Raw genomic sequence first — 14,311 nt, 5'->3', positions numbered from 1 at the left:
GTGACATATGCCTTGGCCAGCGCCGAGGTGATGCGCTGTGTGAGGTTTGAGGGCTCATGTGGCCGTCCCGATGGGCCGGGGTGGAGCGAAGGTCGATGGCTCATGCGGCCCTCCGGTCTCGAAACTCCAGCGCGGCGGCGACGTGGTCGGCTTGGGGTTCGTCGACGTCGGCGAGGTCGGCCAGGGTCCAGGCGATCCGGAGGCACCTGTCGACGCCTCGGGCGGTCACCGTGCCGCGTTCCAAGCTTCGGTTCAGCAGTGCTGTCGTGGTGGGTGGCAGGGCGAACTCGCGGTGCAGGGCTGGGCCAGGGACCTCCGCATTGGTCTTCCAACCGTGCTCGCTCCAGCGGGCGGCGGCATGGTCGCGGGCAGCCAGGACGCGTTTGCGGACCACCTCCGTCGGCTCGGGCTCGCCGCTCTCGTGGCGGCCCATCGCCGTCATCGGGCGCAGCCGGACACGCAGGTCGACGCGGTCGAGCAACGGGCCGGACAACCTGCTGAGGTAGCGGCGGCGCTCCGTCGGCGAGCACGTGCAGTCGGTTTCGCGGGGTGGCGCGCACGGGCACGGGTTGGTGGCCATCACGAGCTGGAAGCGCGCCGGGTAGCAGACCGAACCGCGGGCGCGGGCGATGCTGACCTCGCCCTCCTCCAGGACCGTGCGCAGGGAGTCCAGGCGCTGCGATCCGAACTCCGCCGCTTCGTCCAAGAAGAGGACCCCCCGGTGGGCGCGGCTGATCAGCCCGGGTGTGGCGATGCCCGCGCCGCCACCGATGAGGGCGGCCTCGGACACCGAGTAGTGCGGCGCGACGAACGGCGGGACTTTGATCAGCGGAGCCTTGGCCGTCAGTTTGCCGTTGATCGAATGCACGGCGGTGACCTCGAGCGACTCCTCCGGCGAGAGCATCGGCAGAAGACCGGGCAGGCGCTTGGCGAGCATGGTCTTCCCGACGCCCGGTGGACCGGTGAGGAGGAGGTGGTGTGCGCCCGCGGCCGCCACTTCGAGCGCCCAGCGGGCCTCGGGCTGTCCGACCACGTCCGCGAGGTCCAGCCCCTTGGGCGGCTCGGTCTCGGTGGGTGGTTCAGGCCGAGCCAGGGCGTTTTCGCCTTCCAGCCAGGCCACGACGTCCCGCAGCCTGGCTGCGCCATAGACCTCAAGGCCGTCGACCAGGGCAGCCTCGAACAGCGTCTGGGACGGCACGATCGCGCGCTTGATGCCTTCCTCGCGGGCCGCGAGCAGACCGGGCAGGACACCGCGGACTTCGCGCACCCGGCCATCGAGCGCCAGCTCGCCCAGCAGGACCGTGCCGAGCAGCCGGGTGGCCGGGACCTTGCCCGCCGACGCGAGGATGGCGACCGCGATCGCGAGGTCGTAGCCCGACCCGAGCTTGGGCAGGTTCGCCGGGAACAGGCCGAGGGTGAGCTTGTCCTCCGGCCAGTGCTGGCCCGAGTTGCGGATGGCCGACCGGACCCTGTCCTTCGCTTCGCGCAGACCGGCGTCGGGCAGGCCGATCATCTTGACCCCGGGCAAACCACCGCCCAGGTCGGCCTCGACCTCGACCAAGCGGCCGTCGAGGCCGACGAGGGCCACCGACCACGCGCGTCCGAGCGGCATCAGAATGCTCCCGGGATGTGCCGGACGCGGGGTTCGCCGTCGCCGTCCGCGTAGACCGCGATGACATCGAAACGGACCCGGCACCAGCCGACGCGGTGGATGCTGAGCCACTGGCCGGCGAGGCGCCGGATACGGGCGATCTTGTCCTCGGTGACCGCCTCCGCGGGATCGCCGAAGCTCTCCCGGGTGCGGGTCTTGACCTCGCAGACAACGAGGGTGCGGCCGTCGGTGGCGATGAGGTCGAGCTCGCCCTGGCGGCAGCGCCAGTTCCTGGCCAGCACGACGAAGCCGAGCTTCTGCAGGTGGCGCGCGGCGATGTCCTCGCCCCGGCGGCCCAGTGTCAGGTGGCGGGCAGGTCTGGCCGCGGTGGTCATGGCTGGTCCCCCAAGGTCGGTGGTCGTTCACTGCCTTCGACGGTGCCATGACCTGCGGTTTCGCCGACAGAGCGAGTTGCCGGACCTGTGGACAAGTGGGGTGTTGTGGACAAGCTGCGGCGGTTGCGGCTCGGTGGGGCGGAAATGTCAGACCCGGGCGGTAAGCGCGGCGGGCGGGCGCGGGAGATGAGCTGGAGTTGGAGACGCGCGGGGCGGCGGGAGCCCCCAGGTGAAGGCGGGAAACGGCCGGGAGTCGGGTCGAGGTGGGAAACGGGCCGCGCAGGCCGGAGACCGGGACAAGGCGCGGGGCCGGAGCAGAGTCGAGAGGTGGGTGACGCCGGGGGGACGGCCGGTAGGTGGCGCCAGGGGCACCCGGTGGGGGTGGAGCCAGGGACGGACGGCCGGTGAGGTGCGTGGGTCAAAAAGAAAAGGGACGTCCCCGCTGGGGGGACGTCCCTCGTCGAGCTTGGGGTGTCAGCTGGAGAACGGGCCCTCTTCGGGGAGTCTCAGCTCTGGCTTTTCCAGCTCCTCCACGTTCACGTCCTTGAACGTGATCACGCGGACGTTCTTGACGAACCGGGCCGGACGGTACATGTCCCACACCCACGCGTCGGACATGCGAACCTCGAAGTAGACGTCTCCCCCGCTGTCCCTGACCTGCACGTCCACCGCGTTGGCCAGGTAGAACCGCCGCTCGGTCTCCACCACGTACGAGAACTGGCTGACGATGTCGCGGTACTCCCGGTACAGCGACAGCTCCATCTCGGTCTCGTACTTTTCGAGATCCTCTGCGCTCATGAAATCCGCGCCCCTCCTCGCGAGTTCGACCGTTCTCCGGCGGCGGAACTCCCATTCTGAACCACGGTGCCCTCCAGAGCACGTGCCGGAGCATCGGACTGCCCCAATGCAGCAGCGGTGAGCATGACCTTCCGCGGCGGTCGCACTCCGTGGGCGGCGGCCGCCGCTGCCACATTGGTGTACGACCACCGGTGTACCTCACACGGCCCGTGTTCGACGAGCGCCGCGCCGTGGTCCGCGGTCGTGTACCCCTTGTGCACATCGAATCCGTACATCGGATACTCCAGGTGCGTCTCGGCCATGATCCGGTCCCGCGTCACCTTGGCCAGCACCGACGCGGCCGCCACGCACGCGACCGCCCGGTCCCCCTTGATCACCGGCACGCTCGGCGCCGGCAGACCCGGCACCTTGAAACCGTCCGTCAGCACGTACCCAGGGCACTCCCGCAACCCCGCCACCGCCCGGCGCATGCCCTCGATGTTGGTGACATGGATGCCGAGCTGATCCACCTCTTCGGGTGAAATGACGACGATCGAATAGTCCAGGGCACGCACCAGGAGCCGCTCGTAGACGCGCTCCCTGGCCAGCGCGGTCAGCAGCTTCGAGTCGTTCAGCTCCGCCAGCCGCGCCGCGTCCCCCGGCCGGAGCACGCACGACGCGACCACCAGCGGACCAGCGCAGGCTCCGCGGCCCGCCTCGTCGACCCCGGCCACCGGGCCGAGGCCACGCCGGTCGAGCGCCGACTGCAGACCCCACGCCGTCTCACCCCGGACGATCGCCCTGGGCGGGCGGAAGGAGGCCAGAACCGCCGAAGACCTACCCAACCTGGTTACCGCTTTCGCTCGACCGCCTCGCGCACCTTCGAGCCCAGTCGCCGTCCACCCCACACCGCGGGCCACGCGGCGACGACCCCGAACCCGAGCGGAACGCCTTCCTGCCACGCCGGAGCGCTCATGCCGAGCGCGGCCGGCTGTGCGGCGGCCTGCGGATTGTGGTCGCTGACCCCGCCCCACCGGCTGGGTGGCAGCACGATGATGCGTGCCTTGCCGATGATGTTGTCCACCGGGACGGCACCGCGGACCCCGCCGCCGCCCTGGCAGCGCGAGTCGCACGAGTCGTTGCGGTTGTCGCCCATCACCCAGACGTAGCCGTCCGGCACCGTCACCGGGTCGAACGGCTCCTGCCGCTGGTTGTCTGGATTCTCCCAGTGGATGTAGGGCTCGTCCAGGGCCTTGCCGTCGACGACGACCCGGTTCTGGGAGTCACAGCACTGGACGGTCTGGCCACCGGTCGCGATGATCCGCTTGACGAAGTCGCGTTCGTCCGGTGGCGCCAGCCCGAACACCGAACCGATGTTCTGGAAGAACCGCACCACCGCGTTGCCCGACCGCTCGGTCGCGACCTCGTTCTCCACCCACGGCTCAGGCCCCTTGAACACCACGACGTCACCCGGTTCAGGGTCGGTGAAGTCGTAGGTGATCTTGTCGACGAGGACCTTGTCGCCGTAGCACCCGGTGCATCCGTGCAGCGTGGTCTCCATCGACCCCGAAGGAATTGTGTAGACCCGCGCCAGGAATTGCTGGAACACGAATGCCAGCGCCAGCGCGACCACGATCAGAATCGGAAGTTCGACCCAGAACGAGCGCTGCTTCTTGGGTTTACGGCGACGCCGTTTCCCATTTGCGCCGGCATCGGCACTGTCGTCCGGATCCGGGCGTTCGGGCTCGTCCTCAGCGGCGCTGGAGGGCACAGGTTCGACCACTTCGCCAGGCTATCGGAGAACGTCCGATCCCTCAGGACGCGGTCGGGGCCTCGCGGCGCTCCTTGATCTTGGCGGCCTTGCCGCGCAGCTCACGCAGGTAGTACAGCTTGGCGCGACGCACGTCACCGCGCTTGTGTACCTCGATCTTCGCGATGTTCGGGCTGTGCACCGGGAAAGTGCGCTCCACGCCGACACCGAACGAAACCTTGCGCACGGTGAAGGTCTCGCGAATACCGCCACCCTGGCGGCGGATCACGACGCCCTGGAAAACCTGAACACGCTCACGGTTTCCCTCGATGACGCGAACGTGCACCTTCAGCGTGTCACCCGGGCGGAAGTTCGGGATGTCGGAACGCAGCGACTGAGCGTCCAGGGCGTCCAGGGTGTTCATCGGGAGTCCGTCCTCGTCCTTCGTCTGTCTGGCAGTCATCCGAGCACGCGCACGCTCACTCACGGCAGGCGACCCGGGGGCTTGTGGCAGGCACGCACCACTGGCACGGCCAACCTGTCAAGTATTGCAGACGCGTCCCCGGCCGGATCACCCGGCCTGCCGCTGCTCGGACCGGACACGGTCGAGTACGGCGAGATCGCGCTGGTCCAGCGTACCTTCCGGCAACCGGTCGAGGAGATCGGGGCGGCGCAGGAGGGTGCGTTCGAGGGCCTGGTCGCGCCGCCAGCGGTCGATCAGCGCGTGGTTGCCCGACCTCAGCACCTCGGGCACGGACAGGTCACGCCACACCTCGGGGCGCGTGTAGCTGGGGCCTTCGAGGAGGCCGTCGGAGAAGGAGTCCTGCTCGGCCGACACGGGGTTGCCCAGCACGCCGGGCAGGAGCCGCACCGTGGCCTCGACCATGACGAGGACCGCGGCTTCGCCACCGACCAGCACGTAGTCGCCGATGGACACCTCATCGACCGGCATCCGGCGCGCGGCGTCGTCGATCACGCGCTGGTCGATGCCCTCGTAGCGGCCGCAGGCGAACACCAGGTGCTTTTCCCGGGCGTACGAGTGCGCCATTTCCTGCGTGAACGGGCGGCCCGCCGGCGTCGGCACGACCAGCCGGGTCTCCGGCCCGCACACCGCGTCCAGCGCGTCGCCCCAGACCTGGGGCTTCATGACCATGCCGGGACCACCGCCGTAGGGCGCATCGTCGACGGCGCGGTGCACGTCGTGCGTCCAGTCCCGCAGATCGTGCACCCCGACCTCGATCAGCCCGCGCTCGATGGCGCGGCCCAGCAACGCGGCCCGCAGCGGGTCCAGGTACTCGGGGAAGATGGTGACGACGTCGATCCGCACGGCGCGAGCGTAACCAGCCCGTCAGCCGGCGTCGTCGAGCAGGCCCTCGGGCGGATCGACCACGACACGGCCGCCCTTGACGTCCACCACGGGGACGATGGCCTGCACGAACGGCACGAGGACGGTGCGCCCGTCGCGGTCGAGCGCGAGCAGCTCGCCGTGCGGGGCGTGCACGACCTCGGTGACGGTGCCGATCACCTCGCCGTCGCTCAGCTCGGCACGCAGACCCTCGAGTTCGTGGTCGTAGAACTCGTCCGGGTCGTCCGATGGCGGTAGATCGGCGGTGTCGGCGAGCAGCAGGGCGCCGCGCAGGGCCTCGGCGGCCTCGCGCGTCACCACCTGCTCGAACGTGACCAGCAGCCGCCCGCTGTGGGGGCGGGCGGCTGCGACGGTCAGCGGGCGCGTGGTGCCGTCGCGGAAACGCGCGGTCACCGTCGCGCCGTCGCGGAAGCGTTCCTCGGGCGAGTCGGTCCGGATGTCCACGGCGAGTTCACCGCGCACACCGTGGGCCTTGGCGACCCGCCCGACGACGACGTCCACGGATGGGTCAGCGGTCGGTGTCGACGACGTCCACGCGGACGCCGCGGCCACCGATGCCGCCCATGACGGTGCGCAGCGCGGTCGCCGTCCGGCCGCCTCGGCCGATGACCTTGCCGAGGTCGTCCGGGTGGACGTGGACCTCGAGCGTGCGACCGCGGCGGGTGGTGATCAGGTCGACCCGGACGTCGTCCGGGTTGTCCACGATCCCGCGCACCAGGTGTTCGAGGGAGTCGGCGAGGAAGCTCACGCCTCGTCCTTCGCCGCCTCGTCGTCGGCCTTCTTGGCCGACTTCTTCTTCGGGGTGGTGGCCTCGTTGGCGGGCTCCTCACCGGCAGCCGCGAGGGCCGCGTTGAACAGCTCCTCCTTGGTCGGCTTCGGCGCGGCGGTCTTCAGCGTGCCCTCGGCGCCCGGCAGGCCCTTGAACTTCTGCCAGTCACCGGTGATCTCCAGGATGCGCTGCACCGGCTCGGTCGGCTGCGCGCCGACACCCAGCCAGTACTGGGCGCGCTCGGAGTCGACCTCGATGAAGCTCGGCTCGGACTTCGGGTGGTACTTGCCGATCGACTCGATCGCCTTGCCGTCCCGGCGGGTGCGGGCGTCCGCGACGATGATGCGGTAGTACGGCGCACGGATCTTGCCGAGGCGCTGGAGCTTGATCTTGACGGCCACGGTGTGTGGGTACTCCTTGGTTCTCTGCGTGCTCGCGGGTGTCGGGTCACGATCCGTGTGGGGACACCGGACGAGTACCCGAAGCTTTCGGTCGCCACGGCACGGTGAGAGGGCCCGGCCGTAGCAGGCAAGCGACTATTCTGCCAGACCCGTTCGCGTGGCCCGCAGGCGGCGTCTAGATCGCCATGACGCCCAGCGCCGTGAGCAGCATCGCCACGGCGGGCAGGAAGTTGTTCATCTGGTGGGCCACGATGCTGCCGAGCAGGCGGCCGGTGAACAGCCGGGCCAGGCCGATCGGGATGGCGATCACCAGCAGCAGCGTGGTGCGCAGCGGCTCCAGGTGGCTGGCCGCGAACACCGCGGTGGACAGCAGGAACGCCGCCAGCCGGGCCCACTTCTCCTGGCCCCAGTGCAACCGCTCGACCGCGCCCCACAGCAGGCCGCGGTAGATGACCTCCTCGCAGATCGGCCCGAGCAGCCACAGGTAGGCGAACATCACGATCGCGGCGCTCACCGACATCGGCTGTTCCTCGACCAGCGCGCTGATCGCCGACCCGGCGTTCGCCTCGCCGACCGCCTGGGTCCAGATGAACACGCTCACGGTGGTCAGGACGAGCCCGAAGGAGCCGAGTTTGAGGCCGAGCTTCACGTCGTCCCAGCGCCAGGACAACCGCAGGTCGGCCAGCGGGCCGTTGCCGCGCACCTTGGTGATCAGGATGGCGACCAGCGCGGCGAGGACGGTCGGGGCCATCGTGCCGATCAGCACGTCCCGCGCCGGCAGCGGCTGACCGGGCGGCGCCGGGCCGAGCAGGACGCTGACGAACGCGGCGGAGGCCAGCAGGACGGCCTCCACGACCAGGAACGCGCCGAACCCCCAGCGGTGCGGCGGCGCGGGCTCGGCGGTGGCCGGCAGATCAGGCGGATCGAGCTCGCCCGGATGTGCCGTCACGGCGCGCCTCCCTCTGATCCTCGCCCAGCACCTACCGAGCCTAGTCGCCATGGTCGTTCCGCTCAGGACCCGGTGAACAGCAGCAACGCGGGGGCGAGGTTGTTCGCCGCGTGCGCGACGAAGCTCGCTCCCACCCGGCCGGTGCGCCACCGGGCCGCGCCGATCACCAGCCCCTGCACGAGCAGCGCCAGCGTCCGGGTCGGCTCGCCGTGAAGGTAAGCGAAGACGACCGCGGTGAGCACGAGGATCACCCACTGCGGGACGCGGTGGTGCTCGAGCGCTCCCCACAGCGAGCCGCGCATCAGCAGCTCCTCGGCCATCGGGGTGGCGACCACGACGACGAGCGCGGCCAGCGCGAGCCACACGAACTCGTCCCGCCCGCCGTCCTCGGCGAGGTCGGTGAGCGGGCTGTCGGAGACGCGGTCGGTGCCGTAGATGCCCAGCAGCACCAGGTTCACCAGGTACCCGGCGAGCAGGGCGAGCGCACCGCAGGCCAGGCCCACCTTGACGTCGCGCAGCGTCGGGAGCCAGCCGAAGTCGCGCCGCGGCCCGCTCCCCCAGCGCCGCGACGCGACCAGCGGGGCGAGGCCGAGCAGGAGGCTGGGCACGAACGCGAGCAGCAGCACCGGACCGACGTCGAGCAGTTCCAGCGGGTCGACGCTCGCGTGCCCGGAACGCAGCGCCGTCATCACGACGGTCACCAGGTGGTACGCGCCGAGGCCGGCGAAGAACGCGGCGAAACCCCAGTGGGCGCCGAAGACCAGCCGGTTCCGCACGTCCCCGCCAACGCCCTGGCCCACCCTCGACGCGCTCATGGAGTTCAGGCTATGTGGCTCGGCGCGATCAATCGACCCCGGGGCGTGAGCGGTGTCACCGGATCCACACCGGCAGCAGGCCGACGGCGACCGGCACCACGGTGGCGAGCGCGGTCGGCAGTGCGGTCCCCGGACCGGGGGCGCTGGGGTGGGGACGGCGCCGGCGACAAGCTGGCCGCGACGCTCGGCGCCGGATCCCCGGCGCGGCCCACGGCGCGGCAGGCGGCGTGGCGGTGCGGCTGTTCGGGGGCGCGGGGCGACGCGGCGGCAGGCGACGTGGCGGGCGGCGGTGGGTCGGGCGGCGCGGCAGCGCGGGGCGGCGTGGCGGTGGGTCTCGGGCTGGGCCTGGGCGGTGGAGCGACGGGATGGCCGGCGCGGTGGGTGCGACAGGACGGTGGAGCGGCGCGGCGGGGGCGGCCGGGCGGCGCGGGGCGCAGCGGGGCGGCAGAGCCGCGGGTGCCGCAGGCCTGCGGCGGGGGCGGCGACTGAGGGTTGGTGCGCGGGGCGGGGGCGGTAAGCGCCGCGGCAAGGCGAGCGGCGCGGCAGGTAGCCCGGCAGATCGACAGCAGCCCGGCGGGCAGCAGCGGCGCGGCGGCCGGAGGCCATCCAGCGGCCGGAGCAGTCGCAGCAGGGTGGCGGGGCGGGCAGGGGCGGCCGGGCAGCGAGGCGGCCGCCCGCCGGCACAGCAGTGCGCCAGCGCAGCGAGCGGGTCACCGCCGCCGCAGTGGGACAGCTGGCGGCGCGGCGACACCTCGCACGAGCAGTTCACCCACCGCGAGGGCAGTATCGGCGAACCGTCAGCGGATGATCGCGCCGCCTAGCAGGATGTGTTTCGGGCCGCGTAGGACGGACAGGTCCTCGCGGGGGTCGGTGTCGTAGATCAGGAAATCCGCTGGGGCGCCTTCGGTGATGCTGGGGTGTCCGAGCCACTCCCGGGCCGCCCAGGAGCCCGCGGCCAGCGCCTGCTCCGCGGTCATCCCCGCGCGGTGCAGGGCTTCCAGCTCGTCCACGAGCCGTCCGTGCGCGATCATGCCTCCCGCGTCGCTGCCTGCGTAGACCGCCACGCCCGCGTCGAGCGCGTTTCCGACCAGCTCGCCGACCCTCGCGTGCAGCGCCCGCATGTGGGCGGCGTACACCGGGTACCTGCCGGCCGAGTCCGCGATGCCCGGGAAGTTCTCGATGTTGATCAGCGTCGGCACCAGCGCCGTCCCCCGGCGGGCCATCTCGGCCAGCAATGACGGGTCCAGGCCGGTGCCGTGCTCCAGGCAGTCGATGCCCGCGTTGATCAGCCCCGGCAACGCGTCCTCGCCAAAGACGTGCGCGGTCACGCGAGCCCCGGCCTCGTGGGCGACCTTGATCGCCTCGGCGAGCACGTCGTCCGGCCACAGCGGCGCCAGATCGCCCACCGACCGGTCGATCCAGTCACCCACCAGCTTGACCCAGCCGTCACCGTCCGCCGCCTGCTCGGCGACCGCCGCGGGCAGCTCGTCCGGGTGCGACAGGTCGATGCCCAGCCCGGGGATGTAGCGCTTGGGCAGCGCGAGGTGCCGCCCGGACCGGATGATCCGCGGCAGGTCCGCGCGCTCCTGCAACGGGCGGGTGTCGATCGGCTGGCCGCAGTCGCGGATCAGCAGCGTCCCCGCGTCCCGGTCGGCCAGCGCGTTCGCCGCCGCGCCGTCGAGGTCCGTCGGCCCGCCCGGCCCGATCGCCGGGTGGCAGTGGGCGTCCACCAGCCCCGGCACCAGGAAACCGTCCGCCACCAGGGTCCGCGCGCCCTCGACCGGGGAGAACGTGACCCGGCCGTCACTGATCCAGACGTCGCGCTGCTCACCGCCGGGCAGCACCACCCCGCGCAGGTGCATCTACTTGTTCTTCGGCAGCTTGAACTTGGACGGGTCGAAGCCGGGCACGTCGTTCATGCCGCCGCCCAGCTGGGACAGGTCGGGCATCCCACCGCCGGCGCCACCGGGCGGGAGCATCGGCATGCCGCCGGGGAACCCGCCGCGCACCTTGGGCTGCGTGGGGCCCTTGCCCTTCTTCCCCTTCTTGCCCTTCTTGCGCTTGGTCGCGCTGCCACCGCCGAAGCCGAAGCGGCCCGCCATCTGCTGCATCATCTTGCGGGCCTCGAAGAACCGGTTCACCAGGTCGTTGACCTCGCGGACCGTCACACCCGACCCCTGCGCGATGCGCTGACGACGCGAACCGTTGATCATCTTCGGATCGGCCCGCTCGGCCGGGGTCATGCCGCGGATGATCGCCTGCAGGCGGTCCAGGTGCTTGTCGTCGACCTGCGCGAGCTGGTCCTTCATCTGCCCCGCGCCGGGCAGCATGCCGAGCAGGTTGCCGATCGGGCCCATCTTGCGGACCGCGAGCATCTGCTCCAGGAAGTCCTCCAGCGTGAGCTGGCCGGTGCCCAGCTTCGCCGCGGCCTTCTCGGCCTGCTCCTGGTCGAAGGCCTGCTCGGCCTGCTCGATCAGGGTGAGCAGGTCGCCCATGCCGAGGATCCGGCTGGCCATCCGGTCCGGGTGGAAGGTGTCGAAATCCTCGAGCTTCTCACCGTTGGAGGCGAACAGGATCGGCTGGCCGGTGACCTGCCGGACGGACAGCGCCGCACCACCGCGGGCGTCACCGTCGAGCTTGGTCAGCACCACGCCGGTGAAGCCGACGCCGTCACGGAACGCCTCGGCCGTGGTGACCGCGTCCTGACCGATCATCGCGTCGACGACGAACAGGATCTCGTCCGGCTGGACCGCGTCGCGGATGTCCGCGGCCTGCTTCATCAGCTCCTCGTCGACGCCCAGCCGTCCGGCGGTGTCGACGATCACGATGTCGTGCTGCGCGTGCTTGGCCTCGTCGATGCCGCGGCGGGCGACGTCCACCGGGTCGCCGACGCCGTTGCCCGGCTCGGGCGCGAAGGTCTGCACCCCGGCGCGCTCGCCGACGACCTGCAGCTGCGTGACCGCGTTGGGGCGCTGGAGGTCGCACGCGACCAGCAGCGGCGCGTGGCCCTGCTTCTTCAGGAACAGCGCGAGCTTGCCTGCCAGCGTCGTCTTACCGGAACCCTGCAGACCGGCGAGCATGATCACCGTCGGCGGGTTCTTGGCCAGGCTCAGCCTGCGGGTCTCGCCACCGAGGATGCCGATGAGCTCCTCGTTGACGATCTTGATGACCTGCTGCGCCGGGTTGAGGGCCTCGGAGACCTCGGCGCCCTTCGCGCGTTCCTTGACGTGCGCGATGAACTCCCGGACGACGGGCAGCGCGACGTCGGCCTCCAGCAGCGCGATGCGGATCTCGCGCGCGGTGGCATCGATGTCGGCGTCGGTCAGCTTCCCCTTGCCCCGCAGGTTCTGCAGGACCGAAGTGAGCCGGTCGGAGAGGGTGTCGAACACGGGTGTGCACGCTCCAGCTGGTCGTGGTTGTCCGCCTGCGGCGTCCCACCAGGGTAGCCGCTCGTGGCGGGTGACCTGTCAGGCCTGCCGTTCGGCGAGCAGGCGCATCCCGCCGGGTTCCAGCAGCACCACGCACGGGACCAGCTCGGTCGTGTCGTACTCGGAGCCAAGCACCTGCTCGTGGATCACCTCGGCCCAGCAGGAGTCCGCGCCCGCCACGAACAACTCGTCCGGGCAGGGCAGGCCGACCACCAGCCGCTCCGAACCGAGGTTGCGGGACATCTGCGCGCCGAAGTCGTCCAGCGCCAGTGCGGACGCGGCCAGCCAGTTCTCCCGGGTCAGGTGCAGCAGGTCGCCGCGCTCGCCGCGGTGGCCGGTGACGCGCAGGCCGCGCTTGAGGTTCGCACCGGCCTCGGCCATCAGCTCGGCGAATGGCGGCGACCCGAGCTCCTGGTAGCCGTGCGTGGTGACGTGGTGCATGCCGACGGTGCCGCGCGGCGTGGGGCCGACGTGGGCGAGGGCGACGGACAGCCGGCCGGGCACCAGCGGGTGGTGCGGGACCGCGCCGAGCACCTCGGCGCGCGGCGACGACGCGCTCCACAACACCGGCAGCAGCTCCGGCTCGGGCGCGGCCTGCTCCGCCAGCACACGCTCGGCCTCGGCGAACGCCTCCGCCCAGCCGTCCGGGCCCGGCCGGTCGAAGCTGTAGGTCTGCCGGATGCCGGGGAACATCAGGGCCACGAACCCGAGGTCCTCGGCGGAGGGCTCCCACTCGCTGTAGACGGCGGTGACGTCCCCGGGCTGGACCTGGCGTTCGGCGCGCACCTGGGCCCACGCCTGCCGCAGGGCGTCGTCCGCCACGGTGGGGGCGCTCGCGACCACCGGTTCGTCCAGGCCGTTGAGCTGGAAGGCGAACAGGTTCTGCGTCACGTCCGTGTTCACGCGGCGCTCACCAGCCAACGGGCGACGTCGATCGTGGTGTGCGCCCCGCTCCTCAGGTCGCGCGGGATCAGCAGATGCAGCATGCGCGACATCCAACCGCGTAAAGGAAAGTGCGGGTGGCCCGCCCCCTCGCCGGGCCACCCGCACACGCACGCCGCGACCGCCGGTCCCCGGTGCTCGCCGTACCCCCAGTACCAGCGAGTCCCTCCGGACATCCGTGGCGTGATGTCCCAAGACTGCCGGTTCCGCGAGGCCCGGGGCAGCGTGAAGACCCCCAAGTAGTGGTAGGTAGATCTACTCAGGAACCGCGTGCGCGCAGAGGTGTGACCCGGGTCGCGCGGGTGCGTGACGCGGGTTCGGGAAAAAAGTTTCAGCGCCGCGTCCTGGGCGCCGACTTCGCCTTCGACGTGGCCTTCCGCGCGCGGCCCTTCGCCTCCGCGGCCTTGTTCGCGGCCGCCTTGGCGTTCGCGACGCGCTGGTCGGCGTGGGTGCGGTCCTGTGCGCTGCTCTGCAGCGCCCGCAGCAGTTCGGTGAGGGACTCGTCCTGGATCGCGGCGGTCGGGGGACCAGCCGGATCGCGACCTTCACCAGCGCGACGCGGCCTGCGGTGAGCAGCGCCTCGGCCAGCAGCACGCGCGGCTTCGTGGGCAGGGACCTCAGGCCGCAGCCACCCGCCGTCGGTCAGGTGGAGCTGGAGCTGGCCGCTGCCGGGCTCCTCGGTGGCGCTGTACGCCTTCACCGGGATGGCAGAGCTGCCCACCCCGATCGTGCCCCTCCAGACCGTCCGCATCCCACCGAGGCTAGTCAGGCAGAACCCCGTGCAACTGCTACAAACGGGTGCTCTCGCCGGCGTCGCTCCGGCTGCCTGGAGTATCTCGACAAGCGCGGCCATTTCGGCCGACGGCATCGCGGCCAGTGCGCCGAACCGCGCTTCGCCGACGCGCTCGGCGAGCCCGGTGAGCGCGCCGGAGAGGTGGCGCTGCCCGGCGACGAGGTGTTTGAGGACGGCGACGATCTCGCCGAGATGGGTTTCCGGCGCCCGGTCCAGCTCCGCCGCGCAGGCCTCCAGGTGCGCGGCGGCGACCGTGAGCGGCAGGATCGTCGACTCTGGCAAGAGCGACATCTTGCCACCCCCGATCAAGAAAACCGTGGCGACACCCCGGAGCG

At 71.4% G+C, this 14,311-nt stretch carries 16 protein-coding genes; all 16 read right to left on the bottom strand.

Translation table 11 applies throughout. From position 1 onward, the window contains the following. Positions 1-100: 100 nt before the first annotated feature. Positions 101-1,612: a YifB family Mg chelatase-like AAA ATPase gene (locus AMETH_RS08195; protein ID WP_017987587.1), complete on the bottom strand. Its 1,512-nt coding sequence runs from the start codon at positions 1,610-1,612 to the stop codon at positions 101-103. After that, entirely contained in the window at positions 1,612-1,986 is a 375-nt protein-coding gene (locus tag AMETH_RS08190) for a YraN family protein (protein ID WP_017987586.1), read from the bottom strand. The genes AMETH_RS08195 and AMETH_RS08190 overlap by 1 nt, the downstream gene beginning before the upstream one ends. A gap of 474 nt (positions 1,987-2,460) precedes the next feature. Beyond that, positions 2,461-2,784: a DUF2469 domain-containing protein gene (locus tag AMETH_RS08185; protein WP_017987585.1), complete on the bottom strand. Its 324-nt coding sequence runs from the start codon at positions 2,782-2,784 to the stop codon at positions 2,461-2,463. Then, complete coding sequence (locus AMETH_RS08180) at positions 2,781-3,560, bottom strand: ribonuclease HII (RefSeq protein WP_026153922.1); 780 nt, start codon at positions 3,558-3,560, stop codon at positions 2,781-2,783. Before AMETH_RS08180 ends, AMETH_RS08185 begins: the two co-directional genes overlap by 4 nt. A gap of 53 nt (positions 3,561-3,613) precedes the next feature. After that, positions 3,614-4,546, bottom strand: coding sequence for a signal peptidase I (gene lepB, locus AMETH_RS08175; protein ID WP_026153921.1), 933 nt, complete (start codon positions 4,544-4,546; stop codon positions 3,614-3,616). A 31-nt stretch (positions 4,547-4,577) separates the two neighbouring features. Further along, the gene (gene rplS, locus AMETH_RS08170) at positions 4,578-4,937 is read right to left on the bottom strand and encodes a 50S ribosomal protein L19 (RefSeq protein ID WP_017987582.1); all 360 of its coding nucleotides are present in this window, start codon (positions 4,935-4,937) and stop codon (positions 4,578-4,580) included. Positions 4,938-5,084: 147 nt separating this feature from the next. Next, complete coding sequence (gene trmD, locus AMETH_RS08165; RefSeq protein WP_017987581.1) at positions 5,085-5,840, bottom strand: tRNA (guanosine(37)-N1)-methyltransferase TrmD; 756 nt, start codon at positions 5,838-5,840, stop codon at positions 5,085-5,087. A gap of 21 nt (positions 5,841-5,861) precedes the next feature. After that, entirely contained in the window at positions 5,862-6,380 is a 519-nt protein-coding gene (gene rimM, locus AMETH_RS08160) for a ribosome maturation factor RimM (protein ID WP_017987580.1), read from the bottom strand. A 7-nt stretch (positions 6,381-6,387) separates the two neighbouring features. Continuing rightward, positions 6,388-6,627 carry an RNA-binding protein gene (locus AMETH_RS08155; protein WP_017987579.1) on the bottom strand — a complete coding sequence of 80 codons (240 nt, stop codon included), beginning with the start codon at positions 6,625-6,627 and terminating at the stop codon, positions 6,388-6,390. Continuing rightward, on the bottom strand, positions 6,624-7,049 hold the full coding sequence (gene rpsP / locus AMETH_RS08150; protein ID WP_017987578.1) for a 30S ribosomal protein S16: 426 nt from the start codon (positions 7,047-7,049) through the stop codon (positions 6,624-6,626). The genes AMETH_RS08155 and rpsP overlap by 4 nt, the downstream gene beginning before the upstream one ends. 175 nt (positions 7,050-7,224) lie before the next feature. Beyond that, positions 7,225-7,998 carry a CPBP family intramembrane glutamic endopeptidase gene (locus tag AMETH_RS08145; RefSeq protein ID WP_017987577.1) on the bottom strand — a complete coding sequence of 258 codons (774 nt, stop codon included), beginning with the start codon at positions 7,996-7,998 and terminating at the stop codon, positions 7,225-7,227. Between the two features lie 62 nt (positions 7,999-8,060). Beyond that, a complete protein-coding gene (locus AMETH_RS08140; protein ID WP_051079509.1) occupies positions 8,061-8,813 on the bottom strand; it encodes a CPBP family intramembrane glutamic endopeptidase in 753 nt (250 codons plus the stop codon). 797 nt (positions 8,814-9,610) lie between these two features. Further along, a complete protein-coding gene (locus AMETH_RS08135) occupies positions 9,611-10,675 on the bottom strand; it encodes an amidohydrolase family protein (RefSeq protein ID WP_017987575.1) in 1,065 nt (354 codons plus the stop codon). Beyond that, complete coding sequence (gene ffh, locus AMETH_RS08130; RefSeq protein ID WP_017987574.1) at positions 10,676-12,202, bottom strand: signal recognition particle protein; 1,527 nt, start codon at positions 12,200-12,202, stop codon at positions 10,676-10,678. It abuts the gene before it with no gap. A 78-nt stretch (positions 12,203-12,280) separates the two neighbouring features. Continuing rightward, on the bottom strand, positions 12,281-13,144 hold the full coding sequence (locus AMETH_RS08125; protein WP_017987573.1) for a hypothetical protein: 864 nt from the start codon (positions 13,142-13,144) through the stop codon (positions 12,281-12,283). Positions 13,145-13,514: 370 nt separating this feature from the next. Then, the gene (locus AMETH_RS39745; RefSeq protein ID WP_017987572.1) at positions 13,515-14,267 is read right to left on the bottom strand and encodes a hypothetical protein; all 753 of its coding nucleotides are present in this window, start codon (positions 14,265-14,267) and stop codon (positions 13,515-13,517) included. Positions 14,268-14,311 lie beyond the last annotated feature (44 nt).

This window comes from Amycolatopsis methanolica 239 (genome assembly GCF_000739085.1).
GTDB classification, from domain to species: Bacteria; Actinomycetota; Actinomycetes; order Mycobacteriales; family Pseudonocardiaceae; genus Amycolatopsis_E; species Amycolatopsis_E methanolica.
This window is presented reverse-complemented; position numbering and strand designations above follow the sequence as displayed.

What these genes read in the sequence shown, in the direction of transcription:
- rplS (WP_017987582.1), bottom strand. Translation starts at nt 4,937, where the DNA reads ATGAACACCCTGGACGCCCTGGACGCTCAGTCGCTGCGTTCCGACATC.
- AMETH_RS39745 (WP_017987572.1), bottom strand. Translation starts at nt 14,267, where the DNA reads ATGTCGCTCTTGCCAGAGTCGACGATCCTGCCGCTCACGGTCGCCGCC.
- AMETH_RS08190 (WP_017987586.1), bottom strand. Translation starts at nt 1,986, where the DNA reads ATGACCACCGCGGCCAGACCTGCCCGCCACCTGACACTGGGCCGCCGG.
- AMETH_RS08140 (WP_051079509.1), bottom strand. Translation starts at nt 8,813, where the DNA reads ATGAGCGCGTCGAGGGTGGGCCAGGGCGTTGGCGGGGACGTGCGGAAC.
- AMETH_RS08135 (WP_017987575.1), bottom strand. Translation starts at nt 10,675, where the DNA reads ATGCACCTGCGCGGGGTGGTGCTGCCCGGCGGTGAGCAGCGCGACGTC.
- AMETH_RS08195 (WP_017987587.1), bottom strand. Translation starts at nt 1,612, where the DNA reads ATGCCGCTCGGACGCGCGTGGTCGGTGGCCCTCGTCGGCCTCGACGGC.
- AMETH_RS08185 (WP_017987585.1), bottom strand. Translation starts at nt 2,784, where the DNA reads ATGAGCGCAGAGGATCTCGAAAAGTACGAGACCGAGATGGAGCTGTCG.